The organism is Streptomyces polygonati (assembly GCF_042650325.1).
GTDB lineage: Bacteria > Actinomycetota > Actinomycetes > Streptomycetales > Streptomycetaceae > Actinacidiphila > Actinacidiphila polygonati.
The window spans coordinates 374,187-389,783 of the sequence record NZ_JBHSBB010000014.1; the positions used below are offsets into that span (position 1 = coordinate 374,187).

17 protein-coding genes are annotated in these 15,597 nt (G+C 68.8%); 10 read left to right on the forward strand and 7 right to left on the reverse strand.

The features are described 5' to 3' along the window. Positions 1 to 85: 85 nt before the first annotated feature. Both ACFO3J_RS22290 and ACFO3J_RS22295 read left to right on the forward strand, forming a co-directional pair. Entirely contained in the window at positions 86 to 859 is a 774-nt protein-coding gene (locus ACFO3J_RS22290; protein ID WP_386431885.1) for an XRE family transcriptional regulator, read from the forward strand. Next, positions 846 to 1,313, forward strand: a complete 468-nt coding sequence (locus tag ACFO3J_RS22295; RefSeq protein ID WP_386431888.1) for an NUDIX hydrolase — start codon at positions 846 to 848, stop codon at positions 1,311 to 1,313. The genes ACFO3J_RS22290 and ACFO3J_RS22295 overlap by 14 nt, the downstream gene beginning before the upstream one ends. On the opposite strand, the gene ACFO3J_RS22300 is transcribed toward ACFO3J_RS22295, so the two are convergent. After that, positions 1,301 to 1,852, reverse strand: a complete 552-nt coding sequence (locus ACFO3J_RS22300) for an HD domain-containing protein (RefSeq protein ID WP_386431891.1) — start codon at positions 1,850 to 1,852, stop codon at positions 1,301 to 1,303. The two genes, ACFO3J_RS22295 and ACFO3J_RS22300, sit on opposite strands and share 13 nt — an antisense overlap. 89 nt (positions 1,853 to 1,941) lie before the next feature. Beyond that, entirely contained in the window at positions 1,942 to 2,757 is an 816-nt protein-coding gene (locus ACFO3J_RS22305) for a hypothetical protein (RefSeq protein ID WP_386431894.1), read from the reverse strand. A 128-nt stretch (positions 2,758 to 2,885) separates the two neighbouring features. Here ACFO3J_RS22305 and ACFO3J_RS22310 point away from each other — a divergent pair, with 128 nt between their 5' ends. Both ACFO3J_RS22310 and ACFO3J_RS22315 read left to right on the forward strand, forming a co-directional pair. Then, a complete protein-coding gene (locus tag ACFO3J_RS22310) occupies positions 2,886 to 3,086 on the forward strand; it encodes a hypothetical protein (protein WP_386431897.1) in 201 nt (66 codons plus the stop codon). Positions 3,087 to 3,799: 713 nt separating this feature from the next. Beyond that, a complete protein-coding gene (locus tag ACFO3J_RS22315) occupies positions 3,800 to 4,252 on the forward strand; it encodes a hypothetical protein (RefSeq protein ID WP_386431900.1) in 453 nt (150 codons plus the stop codon). A 30-nt stretch (positions 4,253 to 4,282) separates the two neighbouring features. Here the strand turns inward: ACFO3J_RS22315 and ACFO3J_RS22320 are convergent, their stop codons facing one another. The 4 genes from ACFO3J_RS22320 to ACFO3J_RS22335 all read right to left on the reverse strand — a co-directional run bounded on the left by ACFO3J_RS22320 (position 4,283) and on the right by ACFO3J_RS22335 (position 9,726). Then, entirely contained in the window at positions 4,283 to 5,119 is an 837-nt protein-coding gene (locus ACFO3J_RS22320; protein ID WP_386431902.1) for a hypothetical protein, read from the reverse strand. 851 nt (positions 5,120 to 5,970) lie between these two features. Then, complete coding sequence (locus ACFO3J_RS22325; protein ID WP_386431905.1) at positions 5,971 to 7,272, reverse strand: IPT/TIG domain-containing protein; 1,302 nt, start codon at positions 7,270 to 7,272, stop codon at positions 5,971 to 5,973. A 173-nt stretch (positions 7,273 to 7,445) separates the two neighbouring features. Continuing rightward, the gene (locus tag ACFO3J_RS22330) at positions 7,446 to 8,192 is read right to left on the reverse strand and encodes an IPT/TIG domain-containing protein (protein ID WP_386431906.1); all 747 of its coding nucleotides are present in this window, start codon (positions 8,190 to 8,192) and stop codon (positions 7,446 to 7,448) included. 715 nt (positions 8,193 to 8,907) lie between these two features. Then, positions 8,908 to 9,726, reverse strand: coding sequence for a DUF5324 family protein (locus ACFO3J_RS22335; RefSeq protein ID WP_386431909.1), 819 nt, complete (start codon positions 9,724 to 9,726; stop codon positions 8,908 to 8,910). 214 nt (positions 9,727 to 9,940) lie between these two features. Here ACFO3J_RS22335 and ACFO3J_RS22340 point away from each other — a divergent pair, with 214 nt between their 5' ends. Together ACFO3J_RS22340 and ACFO3J_RS22345 are read left to right on the forward strand one after the other, a co-directional pair. Next, on the forward strand, positions 9,941 to 10,474 hold the full coding sequence (locus tag ACFO3J_RS22340; protein WP_386431911.1) for a peptidylprolyl isomerase: 534 nt from the start codon (positions 9,941 to 9,943) through the stop codon (positions 10,472 to 10,474). Positions 10,475 to 10,608: 134 nt separating this feature from the next. Next, positions 10,609 to 11,475: a rhomboid family intramembrane serine protease gene (locus ACFO3J_RS22345; protein WP_386431914.1), complete on the forward strand. Its 867-nt coding sequence runs from the start codon at positions 10,609 to 10,611 to the stop codon at positions 11,473 to 11,475. Between the two features lie 252 nt (positions 11,476 to 11,727). On the opposite strand, the gene crgA is transcribed toward ACFO3J_RS22345, so the two are convergent. Then, positions 11,728 to 11,985, reverse strand: a complete 258-nt coding sequence (gene crgA / locus ACFO3J_RS22350) for a cell division protein CrgA (protein WP_093736880.1) — start codon at positions 11,983 to 11,985, stop codon at positions 11,728 to 11,730. Between the two features lie 169 nt (positions 11,986 to 12,154). Here crgA and ACFO3J_RS22355 point away from each other — a divergent pair, with 169 nt between their 5' ends. The 4 genes from ACFO3J_RS22355 to ACFO3J_RS22370 are packed head-to-tail and all read left to right on the forward strand — an operon-like array spanning position 12,155 to position 15,584. Continuing rightward, the gene (locus ACFO3J_RS22355; protein ID WP_386431917.1) at positions 12,155 to 12,937 is read left to right on the forward strand and encodes a DUF881 domain-containing protein; all 783 of its coding nucleotides are present in this window, start codon (positions 12,155 to 12,157) and stop codon (positions 12,935 to 12,937) included. 48 nt (positions 12,938 to 12,985) lie between these two features. Next, a complete protein-coding gene (locus tag ACFO3J_RS22360; protein ID WP_386431920.1) occupies positions 12,986 to 13,252 on the forward strand; it encodes a hypothetical protein in 267 nt (88 codons plus the stop codon). Beyond that, a complete protein-coding gene (locus tag ACFO3J_RS22365; RefSeq protein ID WP_386431923.1) occupies positions 13,249 to 13,905 on the forward strand; it encodes an aminodeoxychorismate/anthranilate synthase component II in 657 nt (218 codons plus the stop codon). Before ACFO3J_RS22360 ends, ACFO3J_RS22365 begins: the two co-directional genes overlap by 4 nt. Then, a complete protein-coding gene (locus ACFO3J_RS22370) occupies positions 13,902 to 15,584 on the forward strand; it encodes a class E sortase (RefSeq protein WP_386431926.1) in 1,683 nt (560 codons plus the stop codon). Before ACFO3J_RS22365 ends, ACFO3J_RS22370 begins: the two co-directional genes overlap by 4 nt. The last annotated feature ends 13 nt before the right edge of the window (positions 15,585 to 15,597 follow it).

A 15,597-nucleotide genomic window follows, 5' to 3' on the forward strand; every position in this document is an offset into this window, starting at 1 on the left:
GGTGCCCATCGGGAACCATCGATTCCGCCGACGTTCGACCAAACGGGCTTGCTCACCTGCCGCACCCTGCACTTGTATGGCTTCTGTGAACGAGCGACTCCACTCCGTACTCGCCCAGCGCGGCGTCACTCCCGAGTTGCTCGCCGAGGCGTGCGAAGTGGACCCCAAGACCGTCGGCCGCTGGCTCGGCGGACGCATCCCCCACCCCCGGCACCGCCACCGCGTCGCCCAGCACCTCCGCGTGGAGGAGACCTTCCTCTGGCCCGCCCCACAGGCCCTGAGCAGGCCGGCGGCCGGCGCCCAGGGCACGGAACTGCTCGGCACGTACCCGAACCGGGCCAGCGTCCCGCGCGAGACCTGGCTCGGCCTGCTCCAACAAGCCCAGGAACAGATCGACGTCCTCGTCTTCTCCGGCACCTTCTTCGCCCAGAGCAACCCGCACGTCGCCCGCATGCTCGCCGCCCGCGCCGCCGACGGCGTCCGCGTACGGCTGTGCTTCGGCGACCCGAGCGGCCAGGCAGTCACCATCCGGGGCCGCGAAGAAGGCATCGGCGACACCCTGGCCGCCAAGATCCGCGCATCCCTGACGTATTACCGCTCGCTGTTAACGGTGACCGGCTGCGAAGTGCGACTGCACGACACCACCCTCTACACCTCGCTCTTCCGCTACGACGACACCCTGCTGGCCAACCCGCACATCTACGGCCAGCCCGCCAGCGCCAACCCCGTCCTCCACCTCAAGTGGGCAGAGACCAACGGCTGGTTCGACACGTACGCTCACAGCTTCGACGCCGTCTGGGCCGGCGCACGCCCCTGGACGCCCGACCACGAAGGGACCGCCGCGCATGGGCAGGACTGAGTACTACAACGATCCCGACGCCCCCAAGGCCAACACCCTCATCCCCGCCAGCAACCTCCTGGTCGTCGACGAATCCGGCGCGATCCTCCTCCAGCGCCGCCGCGACACCGGCCAATGGGCGCTGCCCGGCGGGGCCCAGGACATCGGCGAGACCGCCGCCCAGTGCGCGGTGCGCGAATGCTTGGAAGAGACCGGCATCATCGCCGAGCTCACCGGCTTCCTCGGCGTCTACACCAACCCCCACCACATCGTCGCCTACACCGACGGCGAGATCCGCCAGCAGTACGAGAACACCTACATCGGTCGCCCGGTCGGCGGCGAGCCGACCATCAACGACGAGGCCGACGGCGTCCGTTGGGTCCAGCCCGACGACCTGGACGCGTACGACATCCACGCGAGCATGCGCCAGCAGATCGGCGACTACCTCGCCGGCACCTACCCCTACCTCGGCTGAGCGTCCCCCATCGCCGCCTCCACCCGCGCCACCGCCGCGTAAATCTCCGGCTCTGCCCGCCGAATGAACCGCCCCACAAGGCTGTCCGCCCCATACCGCCCGACGATCTCCGCCACCCGCTCCCGCGCGGTCGTCGGCTCCCCGTCAGGCGTCGTCGTCATGTCGCAGTACACCAGCGCATCCACCAGCAATTGGTCTTCCGGCAGCGGAAACTCGGCCTCCAACACCTCCCGCAGCCCCCGCTCCTCCGCCTCCAACAACGCCAACGAGTGATTTGCCACGAGCCGCGTCACCCGCTCATCGGCCCCGTGCTCGTCCCGCAGAAACCGTGCCCCGTCCAACGGATGGAACCCGGTGACCGCCAGCCGGGGCGCGTACCCCACATCGTGCAGGACGGCAGACGCCGCCAGCGTTGGGGCACCATCTCCCGCCACCCCTGCCAGTTGGGCTGCCCGCGCGGCGACACCCTGCGAATGTGCCCATCTCCGAGGCAGGGATGTGGCCAGCTCGGCTTCGGCGATCCGCCACGCCCAGCTCATGAAGCCTCCGTAGTGATCACGTATCGATTCGTCGTCGCGGCAGTGGCATGACCCTTCATCACGTACCGCGTGGCCGGTCCACACATTGATCACTGACGGTAGGCCTGTGCGCGGTGGACGAACTCAGATGTCCCATGTGAGCACAGCAGCGCGTGAGCTCGCTGAGAGACCTGAAAGCACCACTTGGGCGAGTTAACTGGGCGATCTGGTTGGTCGGGGTTCTGCACGACAAGTCCCGCTTCAACAAACTGGTGCAGCGTAAATCGGCGGATAGTCTCCCGTGTGTTGGGTTTGTAGTCCTTGCCGTATGCGTCACGAAGCCACTGCATGATCTGCACCGTGCGCAGTATGGGCCGCTCAGCTTCCTGCCACTCGGCTTCCGGACCGAGCTCCAACAGTGCGAGCAGCACCAGGGCGGAGCGCTCGTTGGAGCGTTCGGCATCGAACCCCAGCAAACTGAGGGCCCGACGTGCCTCGTCGACGCGTCGGCGCCGTGCACGATCACCGCTTGAAGGGATTGAGGGCTCGGAGGATTGGCCAGCTTGCGGTGGTAGCGCTCGCCTACTGACCTCATACGCGCGGGCGTCCTGTACCGCCTGCCGCATTCTGGCCTGTTGGAGGCGCTGTAAGGCCGCCTCGGCTAGGGCGGTTTCCGCCTTCCGGCGACACGCCAGCCAGTAAGCCGGGTCACCGCCCCACGCTCTCACAGTGAGCTCCAGGACGTCTCGGCCAGGCAGTTGCTTCCCCGCCAGCCAAGCGTAGTAGGTAGTGCGGGTGACCCCTACCTGGTCACAGGTGGCCTTGATCCTACCGGCGGGGCCAGCAGCGTCTCGGAGCCCGATGAGTTCGATGGCAAAGGCGTGAAGGGGGTCGTTCGGGTTGAGTGGCTTCGGCCGTCTCCCCATGCTTCACCTCTCGTAGTGCCGCATAGTCCTGAGTAGTTCTCAGGTAGTTGGGAATCATAGCCGTAGTCGAAGCCGGACGTGGATGCTCAAGCCGTTCACCCCACCCGTACGTCCAGCGGAGGTTCACGTTGCATCTGTCGTTCAGCATCAGGGTGCTGCTCGTCTTGGTGGCGATGCTCGCATCGATCAACGTGGGTCTGCTGGCCGGCATTCTGACCCGAGCAGAAGGCGCGCGAATGCCAAGCTGCATCGTGCGCGGAGGCGCAGCTTGTGGTGTCTCGCTCACCCTTTTCATTCTGATTCTCGGCAGCCTGGGTGCCTTGAAGTGACCAGAAGGGAAGTCATGTGTGTCGTGCTGCCTCAAGAGATCGCACGCGGGCAGTCGGCTGAATCGGACAATGCTGCAGCCTCCCCCGGGGGCGGCCGCTGTTCACGGTCGAGAGCGTTGAGGGTGCCGGTCCCGCTATGGAGGCGTGACCGGCACCTCAGCTCATCGGTGGTTGATCCAGTACGTGAATGCAGTGATCATGAGGCTGCCGAGGGCTGTGGCGGCGCCTTGTATCATCTGGCGCCCGGTCTCCTCGGCCAGCGCGGCGAGTTTGCGAGAGGCAGATCGGCTGGCGGGTTTGGACACAGGAGGCTGTTGCTCGGGTTCCCGGCGCTGTTTCTGGGCCGTAGGGTCGTTGTCGGTGCTGATCGGGTCATCCTCCTTGGTTCGGTTCGGTCGGTTCCCTCAAATGGGCGGCTCCCTGCTGGAACAGGGGGCCGTCGCCTTTTCCGGGCGATGGCTGACGCCGCTGGGCGTGTTCGTCGGCACACAGAGCCCGGTGGCGGCGCCGTGTGGCGTTTTCACCGATGGGCTTTTGATGCCGCTGAGGTGCCTCGGTACCAGTCTGAAAGCACAGCCGGAGTAGTTGGCTACTCGGGTTTGTGCTGGTCAGTGCGGGTTTATCGGTTGTCATCGTGGGTCATTGCGGGTTTTACATGTGCCAAGAGTTGTCGTCAGTAGACTTTCGTAGCCATGACGAACGGGGGAGGTGCGATGGCACAAGTCCTGAAAATGCCGGATGAGTCGGAACTGCCGGCCAGCCCGCAGCGCAAGTTCGTGGAGGAGTTGTTCTTCTACTACCGGGAGGCAGGCCGCCCAGCATTGCGGCTCATCACCGAAGACATCGAGGCGCGGTTCGATACGTTCACCGCGAGCCGGGAGACCATCCGCAGGATGCTGCGAGGCAAGACCGTCCCTATCAGCTGGCAGGTAGTGGATGCCACGCTGACGGTGCTGTGCGCGCGGGCGGGGATCGACCCGGATGTTGAGCGCTGGGAAGGTGGGTACGACGAGGGGCCCTCGCACCGCAAGAGCCTCCGTGATCTGTGGAATGAGGCCCTGGACGCCCCGCGGCCGGTACCTGCTCCCCGGCGCTCGGGATGGGGAGTGACGGATCCGTGGGCGACTCCCGCGCGCACGTCGTACCCGGACGAGCCGCCGTTCTGACCACCCGCATGCATCGGGCGTTACCGCCCATCAGGAGAAGTCCAGCAGCGTGGGTGTCGCGCTGACGGGCTGGCCGTCGTCTGACACGGCCGCGTTGGCGACCGCGCTTTCTCGGTCGGTCTTGTTGACGTTCAGGTGATAGGGCGGCCGGAACGCGTACAAGGTTCGTACTCCCCAGCCGGTGGCTGTCTCGCCAGTGATGTACGGCTCGCTGCCGACCTGATCCAGGAGTTCGGCCGTGGACAGCTCCTCGATGCCCCGGCGCACGGTGGCCGCCGACAGGCCGTACCAGTCGGCGAACGCCTGGGTCTGGGGAAGCGCGAACCGGGCCTTTCGCTGGCTCATGCCGATCAGCATCACGACCTTCGCGGGCATATCCAGGCGGTTGTGGAGACCGTCGTACCAGTAGGCGAAAGGCAGCTTGAAATAGACGTCCTTGCGCGAGCCCGTCTCGCTACCGGAGGGGAGCGTATACGGATTCCCGAGGCCATCCTCGAGCAGCTTGGTGATCTGCGTCCTGCGGCCGTCAGTGCTGCGTTTGATGAGCCCGACCTTCTCCAGCCTTGCCCACTGGCGGGAGACCGCGGCACTGGCCGAGCCGGTAGTGTCGAAGCTGATGCCAGCCGCACGGCCCCACGTTTCTGATCTCTCGGTGACCGCGAAGTCGCCGCCGGCAGTGACGGCATAGGTGATGAGCAGCAGGTCAAGAGCGCGGGGGCTGCGTATCAGCTTTCGCAGTGGTCCCGGCTTCGTTACCAGGCCGCGCACGGGTTCCGTGTCTTGTACGAAGGCGCGGCGGATCGGAACGGCTTCGCTGTAGCGCTGGGAGCGTGTCAGCAGCCACTCGATTGTCTCCTGCTGGGTCATACGAAGACCCTCCGCCTCGATGGGGGCAGAGAAAGTTCGGTTCATGGCCCCATGGTCCTGTCCAACGGGCTTGCACACCAACGTGGTTGCCCTACGGGAGGCAGGGTCGTGTGCCGACCAGGCCATGACCTATAAACACCTATGACATCTATGACGACTACATAGGAAGTCCTGAACGCGATGTCATAGCAGGTGAACAGCGGATTTGCAGTGTGGATCTTTCGCGTTTGAGAAAAGGATCACTTTCGATTCAGAGGTTCACTGTTGCTCCCTTACTCCACGCGTCTTGCGACCTTGGGGAGACCACGGCTGATGTTCGCCCCATCGACGGCGTCCGGCAGGAGTCGTTGGGCGCACGCTGCGCCGTCCACCCGCAGCGCGGTCTCGTTCGGTCAGATTCGGCAGAAGCTGCAGCTCCAGCGACATCCGCAGCGCGCCCGTAGACCTCCGTCTGAGGCTGACGCATGACAATGTGGGATCGCGTGACAGAGTCATTCGGCGCTCCGCCGCAGACCAGACACGGGTCTCATGCCTTCCGCCGCTTACTCCTCAACGCCGCTTGGGCGCCGGGACAGGGAAAGTAGATGGCATCACGTGGAGCCTCCCTCAGCGGCACGCATCCAGCACACATGCCCCGCGAAGACCGCCACCACCAGTGGCAACCAGTGGCGGAAGTTTCCCCAGGTCAGCGCCCCACCACCCTCATCCCCCAGCTCACGAACCTACCCCGGAAGAATTTGCAAGGCAGATGTCAGGGGTTCGAATCCCCTAGGCTCCACGTTTCCCTTCACAGGTCAGCGGCCCCTTCGCCCGGTTCGGGTGGAGGGGCCGCCGGCGTGTTGGGGTGGGGGTCAGATGCCGGGTGGGGACAGGCGGGTGAAGGGGAGGGCGGGGGTGGTGCCGCCGGGGGTGGTGGCGGTGACGGAGACCGGGCCGGCCGGGCCGGGTGGGGCGGTGGCGGTGAGCTGGGTGTCCGAGACCGCGGTGAAGGCGGCGGGGGTCGAGCCGAAGAGGACGGCGGTGGCCCCGGTGAGGTTCGAACCCGTGAGGGTCACGATGGTGCCGCCGGCCAGCGGGCCCTGGTTGGGGGCGATCGCGGTGAGGCCCGGGGCGGCGGCGTAGGCGTAGGGGACGGCGTTGCTCGTGCCGCCGGGGGTGACGACGGTCAGGGCGGTGCTGCCGGCTGCCCCGGCCGGGGCGACCGCGTTGATCTGGACGTCGGAGACGACCGTGAAGGTGGCGGCGGTGGCGCCGAAGTGGACCGCGGTGGCCGTGACGAGACCGGTGCCGGTGAGGATGACGGTGTTGCCGCCGGCGGTGGGGCCGGAGGCGGGGGATACGCCGGTGAGCACCGGTGCGGTCAGGTAGTAGTAGAAGACGTCGCCCGGTGTGCTGCCGCCCGGGGTGGTCACGACGACCGCGACGGGTCCGGCCGGCGCGGCGGGCGGGGTGGCGGTGATCTGGGTCGCCGACACCACGGTGAAGGAACCGGCTGGGGCGCCCCCGAAGGTGACCGCGGTGGCCGCGGTGAGGTTGGTGCCGGTCAGGGTGACGGTGTTGCCGCCCGCCAGCGGCCCCTGATTGGGGGTCACCGAAGTGAGCGCCGGGGCGGAGACATAGGTGTAGGAAACGGCGTTGCTCGTACCGCCGGGGGTGGTGATGGTGACGCCGACCGTACCCGCGCCCGCGGGGGCGGTGGCGGTGACCTGGGTCGCCGACACGATGGTGAAGGCGGCGGCCGTGGTGCCGAAGCGGACGGCCGTGGCGCCGGTGAAGGCGCTGCCCGTCAGCGTGACGGTGTTGCCGCCCGCCACCGGCCCCTGGTTCGGCGCCACCGAAGCGATCACCGGGGTGGCGACGGTGTAGGTGAAGCCGATGCCGTTGCTGGTGCCGCCCGTGGTGGTGACGACGATCTGGACGGTGCCGGAACCGGCCGGCGCGACCGCGGTGATCCTGGTCGCGGAGACCACGGTGAACGAACTCGCGGGGGTGCCCCCGAAGGTGACCGCTGTGACACCGGTGAAGCCGCTGCCGGTCAGGGTGACGGTGGTGCCGGCCAGTCCGGAGGCGGGACTGCTCACGTTGATGACGGGGGCGACCAGGGGCGCCAGGGACCGGTCGGCGGTGGACGGTGGGTTCTCCGGGATCTCCACGGCTGTTCTCCTCGTGGGGCTCGTGGGCAGGTTGTGCGCAGGGGCCACCGTCACCGGGAGTCGCGCTCCCGGTGACGGTGGTCAATGGTGGTGGTCGGTGTGGCGTGGAGGCCGGGCCGGGGTCCGCCCGGGGCCGGGGATCGCGCGATCCCCGGCCCCGGACCGACGGCCGGTCAGATGCCGGGGCCCGCCACGTAGGTGTAGGCGTCGGCGTCCGTGGCCGTGCCGGCCGGGTTGGAGACGGTGACGTCGACCGCGCCGGCGGCTCCGGGCGGGGTGACGGCCGACACCGTGGTCGCGTTGATGACCGAGAAGGGCGCCGGCGCTCCGTCGAAGGCGACCTGCTCGGTGCTGGCGAGGTTGGTGCCGGTGATGGTCACCGCGGTGCCACCGGACGTCGGGCCGGAGTCCGGTGCGATCGCGGTGATGGTCGGGACGTCGATGTAGGTGTACGACAGGCCGTTGTTGGTGCCCCCGGCGGTGGTCACGCTGACCCCCACCGGTCCGGCCGCGGCGCCCGCGGGCACCACGACACTGATCAGGCTGTCCGACACCACGGTCGGGACGGCCGAGTTGGCGCCGAAGGCCACGCTGGTGGCCGTCGACAGGCCGGTGCCGCTGATGGTGATGGTGTTGCCGCCCGCGGTGCTCCCCGAGGAGGAGCTGAGGCCGGACTTGAACGGCGCGCCGACGTAGAAGAACGAGATCGGGTTGCTGGTGCCGCCGGGGGTGGTCACGGTCACGCCGACCGTGCCGGAGCCGGACGGCGAGACAGCGGTGACCTGGGTGGGCGAGACGTTGGTGACGGCGGTGGCGAGCTTGGCGCCGAAGTGCACCGCGCTGGTCCCCGTGAGGTTGGTGCCGGTGATGGTGACGGTCGTGCCGCCGCCGGTGGATCCCTGGTTCGGGCTGATAGGCATGGTCGTCCTCCTGCTTGTACCGCTCTGATCGGTCTGTGGCCCTTCCGGGACGTCGCCGGGATGTCGCCCGGGATGTGGGTGGGACACAGCGGAACGGCGGTGACATGCCTGCCGTCCCGGTGGGAGAAGTCCCGCTCGAAGACGCCGACTCACTGGTCCGCCGCGCGTGGGGGCGTCACGGAGGAGTGGGGAAAGGCGCTGGCTCGTTTACGGTGCCGGAGGCCACATCAGCCGGTGTCGGAAAGCGACACCGGCTGACGAATCCAAATGACCCTCTACGGGGGTGCCCATCGCGACAGGACGGCGTCAAACGCTGTCTGGGTCCGTGCAAAGCAAGGACAGTCGGCGATCGGGGCCAGCTGCCGCGCTCCCCCGGAGAGGGATGGGCGGCCCACCGGTTTGGATGCCTTCATTGAGCCATCCAGGGGATGGAAGGGCAATCACTCTGGCGAAAACTCACCCATTTGTCGGAGCGCAGGCGCGAAGGAGGCGCACGTTATGAGCCGATCGGCAACTGGTGTGCGCCCCTGTGTACTTCACGCCGGGGGCGCTGGAGTGCGCCGCACTGACGGAGGGTCATGTTCCACGTGGAACATGACCCTCCGCATCAGCGGGGGAGACGCCGGCCGGGAAAGACGGCTGGGGCGGCGGGAACCCCCTTCGGGTTCCCGCCGCCCCAGCCGCCAGACGGTCGTGCCGAGAACTGAGAACGAGCTCAGCGGTCGTCGTCCCGGTGGTCCGCGTCGGCCTGCTTCGCCTCCACCTCCGGGTCGAGCCCCTGGCCGTCGACCCGGTCCACCCGGTCCGAGCCGTTGAGCGGGACCCCGCTCTCGTCGGCCAGCGTCTCCTCCAGCGGATCGACCACGGTGAGCGTGCCACTGCCGTTCATCGCCGCGCGGTCCGCGTCCTCCAGCGGGTCCGTCGCCTGCGACGGCTCTACCAGCCAGTCCGGATTCGACTGCCTGCTCCACCACTTGAACGCCGCGACAGCGGCGCCGCCGGCCAGCCCGACGATGACCAGCCCGCGGAAGACCCGGCCGGTCTTCGCCCGGCGCGTCCGGCGCCGGACCAGCCGGTCGATGTCCGCGGCGGACACCTGACCGCGCAGGGCGTGCAGTGCCGCGCCGCCACGCAGCACCACCTCGTCCTTGGCGGGCCCGGCCGCCGCCTTGGTGGCCTTGGTGGCCGCCACGGCGGTGCCGACCACCGGCGCGGTGTAGACGGCGGCGGCCTTCGCGCCCTTCCGGGTGCGCTTGGCCGCCGTCTCCACCGCCTCGACGGCCTTGGGCGGTACGGCCGCGGCCGCCTGCTCACGGACTTGCTCCACCACTTGCTCGACGCGGTCGGCCAGCTTCGCGTCGTACTGCTGCTTCGCCATCGCTCCGACGTGCTTGCCGTAGACACCGGCCTGCCTGCCGTAGTGCACGGCACCGTCCTTGGCCGTGCTCGTGTACGGTGCCGCCACCTCCGCGGCGTGCCGCACGCTGTCCTTGGTCACGTCAGCCGCGTGGCGCACGCTTTCGATGCGGGTCACAGGAACCTCCTCCTCGGTGGCGTACGGTTTCCGCCTGTCCACCCGGTTTGAAATCATGCCTGCCCGGGGGCAGTACGGCATGTGCGGCAAGCCATCCGGGTCAGTGGGCCCCTTCCGCGAGAACGTCCGGACCGTGATCCGGGGGAACCCGGCGCGTGACGACCGGGCCGTGAAAGGATTTGTCCCCGTCAGCGAGGACTATGGAAGGTAAATCGTGGCCGAGCAGCTCTACGCCACCCTGAAGACCAACCACGGCGACATCGTGATCCGGCTGCTGCCGAACCACACCCCCAAGACCGTGGACAACTTCGTCGGGCTCGCCGAGGGCACCCGCGAGTGGACCGATCCGCGCACCGGCAAGCCGTCCAACGGCAAGCTCTACGACGGGACCGTTTTCCACCGCGTCATCTCCGGTTTCATGATCCAGGGTGGTGACCCGCTGGGGAACGGCACCGGCGGCCCGGGGTACGAGTTCCGTGACGAGTTCCACCCGGACCTGGCCTTCGACAAGCCCTACCTGGTGGCCATGGCCAACGCGGGGCCGCACACCAACGGCTCACAGTTCTTCATCACGGTCGCCCCCACCACGTGGCTGACCCGTAAGCACACCATTTTCGGGGAGATCGCGGACGACGCCAGCAAGAAGGTGGTGGACGGGATCATCGGCGCGCCGACCAACCCGCGCACCGACCGCCCGCTGGAGGATGTGGTGATCGACACGGTCGTGGTGGAGAAGCGGGGAGCCTGACACCGGCCTCCTCCCGCTCCCGGCAGCGTCCCATCCCGTACGCTTTCGGGAACACCGCGCCCCGTCCGCACGTATTCAGTGGGCGGGGCGCGTGAGCGCACACAGCGCGTCGTCACCAGGGGAGTGGACGTCACATGGACCAGCAGCTGGTCTCCTGCTACCGGCACCCGGACCGGGAGACGGGCATAAGCTGCACCCGCTGCGACCGGCCGATCTGCCCGGAGTGCATGGTCAACGCGTCGGTCGGTTTCCAGTGCAGGGAGTGCGTCGGCCGGGAGGCGAGGGCGCGTGTCCAGCCGCGTACGGTGGCCGGCGGGACGGTGGCCGCCGACCCGGTCCTGATCACCAAGATCCTGATCGGTCTGAACATCGCGGTGTTCCTGCTGGAACTGCGGCTGGGCGACCGGCTGCTCCGGGACCTGGGGCTGTACGCGGCCTGCGGCACCGACGTGACCGGTCAGCAGGTGTGCGTCGGCGTCGCCCATGGGCCCGACGACTGGTACCGCGTGCTGACCTCGGCGTTCGTGCACGAGCGGGCTTTTCCACCGGCGCACATCCTCTTCAACATGCTGTCGCTGTGGTGGATCGGCGCCCCGCTGGAGAGACTCCTGGGCCGTAGCCGCTATCTCGCGCTCTATCTGGTGTCGGCTCTCGCCGGCTCGGCCGCGGTGCTGCTGCTGGCGCCCGACGTGAACACCATCGGCGCCTCGGGGGCGATCTTCGGGCTGTTCGGCGCGACCGCGATCTTCATGCGCCGCCTGCGCTACGACATGCGCCCGATCCTGGCGTTGCTGGTGCTCAACATCATCTTCAGCTTCACCTGGAGCGGTATCAGCTGGCAGGGCCACGCGGGCGGCCTGATCGGCGGCACCCTGATCGCGGTCGGCCTGGCCTACGCGCCCCGTGACCGCCGCACGCTGGTGCAGTGGGGGACCTGCGCCGCGGTGCTGGTCGCCTCGGTCGTGGTCAGCGCGATCGCTGTGGCCCAAGTCACGTCCTAGCGGCCGTGTCCACTGGCGTTGATCAGACGTTATCCACAACGTGTAGGTGGACCTGTGCGGCCTGTGTACAACGTGGTGGAACGGCTGTGCGGACGGTCGCCGATCCGCGTTTTCCCTGCAAGATCAACGAAAGACCGGCGGCCCCAGCCGGGCCACCGGTCTCGTCGCCGGTCGTACCGGCGTCAACCTCGTAGAGGTTATCCACAGATCTTCCGACCTTTTCCCCACTGTGGATAACCGTGTGGACAACCGCTACTTCCACTGGGTCGAGACGACGAACCCGCCCGCGATGAAGCCGAAGCCGACCACGATGTTCCAGTTGCCGAGCGCGTCCACCGGCAGACTGCCCTGGGTCACGTAGAACAACACGATCCAGGCGAGTCCGACGATGAAGAACGCCAGCATCAGCGGGGCCACCCAGCCGCTGCGGTTGCCGAATTTGATGGCGGTGGCCGTCTTGGCCGGAGGCGGGGTGAAGTCGGCCTTCTTGCGGATCCGTGACTTCGGCACGAGGGACTCTCCTGTCGATGCGCTGCGTGACCGCGCGGGTGTCGTGGGCTTAGCCGGGCGGATGAGTGCGGGTGGAGTGAGGATGGATGAGGTACCGGGGCGGCACCGCCGCTTCCGGGCGTCCGTTAGCGTAGTGCTTCCTCGGGTTGTTAAGGAGACAGGGTATTTGGTGACCGGGACCGGTGGCACCTCCCCCACCCCTTCTTCGCGGCCTGTCCCCCGCACGGTAGCGCTGCGCGTACTCAGTGCGGGAGTCTTCGCGCTCGCCGGACTGATCTTCTGGACGAGTTTCGACACCGCCAAGGGTGTGGACATCCGCAGCGACGACCCGCTGCCGAAGCTCTCCGACAACGTCCGCGGCAAGAGCGGTGACAATGAGCGACTGGAGAAGCAGGTCGCGGCGGACCGCCAGGACATCGACCGGCTCACCCGGCAGGGCAGCGGACTGTCCCCGGCCGAGAGCCGGCGGATCGACGCGCTCGGCGCGGCGGCCGGCACCGATCCGCTGACCGGTTCCGCCCTTCAGGTCACGCTCAACGACGCCCCGCCCAACGCCGTACCGCTGATCCCCGGCGTCCCCGACCCGCAGCCCAACGACCTCGTCATCCACCAGCAGGACCTCCAGGCGGTGGTGAACGCCCTCTGGCAGGGCGGCGCCCAGGGCATCCAGATCATGGACCAGCGGCTCATCTCCACCAGCGCGGTCCGCTGCGTCGGCAACACCCTCATCCTCCAGGGCCGGGTCTACTCCCCGCCCTACCGCGTCACCGCCGTCGGCGACCGGAAGAAGCTGCAGCAGGCTCTCGACGCCAGCCCCGCCATCCGGAACTACCTGGAGTATGTCCAGGCCTACGGCCTCGGCTGGACCGTGACGGCCCGGAAGTCGACGACGCTGCCCGGCTACGCCGGCTCGGTCGACCTCCACTATGCGAAACCTGTGAGCCCGCCCTGAACCAGCAGGTGAACCGATGCCGAAGCTTTGACCAGCAGAACCCCCCTCATGGGCGATCGCCCTCTACTCTGTTCCGGGGACTCGGAAGGAAGGCAGCGCATGTACGGCTGGATCTGGCGACATCTGCCGGGTAACGCGTATGTGAGGGCACTCACCTCACTCGTGCTGATCCTGGCCGTCGTCTACCTGCTGTTCCAGTACGTCTTCCCGTGGGCGGAGCCGCTGCTGCCGTTCAACCAGGTGACCGTCGACAACGACGGCAGCAACGGCAGCAGTGGTCTGCACGCCGTCAGTGGGGTGGCCGCGGTCCTATGAGTCCTCGCATCCTCGTGGTCGACAACTACGACAGCTTCGTCTTCAACCTGGTCCAGTACCTCTACCAGCTCGGCGCCGAGTGCGAGGTGCTGCGCAACGACGAGGTGGAACTCTCCCACGCGCAGGACGGCTTCGCCGGCGTGCTGCTCTCCCCCGGCCCCGGCACCCCGGAGGAAGCCGGGATCTGCGTGGACATGGTGCGGCACTGCGCGGAAACCGCGGTGCCCGTCTTCGGCGTCTGCCTCGGCGTGCAGTCGATGGCGGTGGCCTACGGCGGGGTGGTCGGGCGGGCGCCCGAGCTGATGCACGGCAAGACGTCGGCGGTGACGCACGACGGTACCGGCGTCTTCGCCGGTCTGCCGACCCCCTTCACCGCCACCCGCTACCACTCGCTGGCGGTCGAGGAGGACACCCTGCCGGACGAGTTGCGGGTCACCGCCCGGACGGAGAACGGGATCATCATGGGACTGCGGCACCGGGACGTCGCCGTCGAGGGCGTGCAGTTCCACCCGGAGTCGGTGCTCACCGAATGGGGACACCTGATGCTGGCGAACTGGCTGGCCGAATGCGGTGATCCGGGCGCGGTGGGCCGCTCCCGCGGGCTCGCCCCGGTGGTCGGGGCGGGCAGCCATACGGGGAGGGCCGGGGCGTGACCACGCTCCGCCCGGAGCGTGCCGCCGACGGCCCGATGTCCTACGAGGACACCGGGCAGTTCGCCGCTGTCGTGCAGCAACTGAACGACCCCCTGAACGACCCGCTGCCCGACCGCCCGCCGGCCGTCCCGGACGAGGAGCCGACCGCGCCCGGCCCGCCGGAGGTACGCGGGGAGGCGCCGGTCGAGGCTCCGCCGGTCCACCAGGACCCGCAGGCACGGCAGGAGGCGCCGCCGGTCCGCCCCGGGGCAAGGGAGCAGTCCCCCGCCGCCCGGCCCTTCTCACCGCCCGCCCCGCCCTTCTACGCCAGGCCGTTCACCTCGGACCTGCCCTCGGCGCCCCCCGGCGCCACACCGTGGTTCGGGGCGCCGGAGCCGGGGGAGCAGGCCGCGCCGGCCTGGACCGGGCCCGCGGCACCGGGGTCAGCAGGACCGGGGTTGGCAGGACCCGAGCCCGTACGGCCCGAGTTCCCGGGGCGGGAGTCCGTAGGGCAGGAGACCCAACCACCCGGGCCCGTACCGCCCGACCGGCCGGAGCCAGTACGAGCGGAGCCCTTCGTGGCGCCCGAGCCCGTCGTACGGGAGGCCTTCGTACGCACCGAGCGGGTACGCCCTCCCCGGGCCCTGGAGCCGGAGGACGTCGCCGAGACGGCGCAGCTTCCGATGCTGCGGCTGCCGCTGGCCGCCGAGCCGGAGGCCGAGGAGGCGCCGCGACCGGCGGAGCCGCCGTACCCGGCACCGTTCGGGGCGCCGGACGGGCAGCAGCTCGCCGGGGCCGAGGACAGCACCCGGCTGATGCCTCCGGTGCCACCGGCGCCGGCCACGCCCGCCGACGGAGGCCGGGCGGCGCGCCGGAAGGCCGCGCGGCAGGGCGGCGGGCACCGGGCGCGGGGACGCGGCCCGGGCGCGGGACCCGCGGTCGGCGCCACCTCGGCGGCGGAGCCGTCCGCGCCGCTCAGCCGGATCGAGGCCCGCCGGGCCGCGAAGGCCGCCAAGGACAGCCCGTCGGTCGTCATCAGCCGCATCGTCGGTGAGGTGTTCATCACCACCGGCGTCATCATGCTGCTGTTCGTGACCTACCAGCTGTGGTGGACCAACGTACGGGCCCACCAGCAGGCCAACAGCGCCTCCAACAAGCTGGAACAGCAGTGGCAGACCACCACGACCGGTCCGAGCCGGGCGGCCGGCACCTTCTCGCCGGGCCAGGGCTTCGCGATCATGTACATCCCGAAGCTGGACGTCAAGGCGCCCATCGCGCAGGGCGTGGACAAGACGTCGGTGCTCGACAAGGGCATGATCGGCCACTACGACGGCTCGCTGAACACCGCGATGCCGTGGGACAAGAGCGGTAACTTCGCGGTCGCCGCCCACCGCAACACCCACGGCGAACCGTTCCGGTACATCAACCGCCTCGTCCCGGGCGACAAGGTGGTGGTGGAGACGGCCACCACGTACTACACCTACGAGATCACCAGTGCGCTGGCGTCCACGCCGCCCACCAACATCGCCGTGCTGCAGCCCGTCCCGCCCGGCTCCGGCTTCACCGGGCCCGGCCGCTATCTCACCCTCACCACCTGCACCCCCGAATACACCAGCACCAATCGGCTGATCGTCTGGGGCAAGCTCATCGAGGAACGGCCGCGCAGCAAGGGCAAGCCCGACGCGCTGGTCCAGGGCTAGTACCGGTACCGAC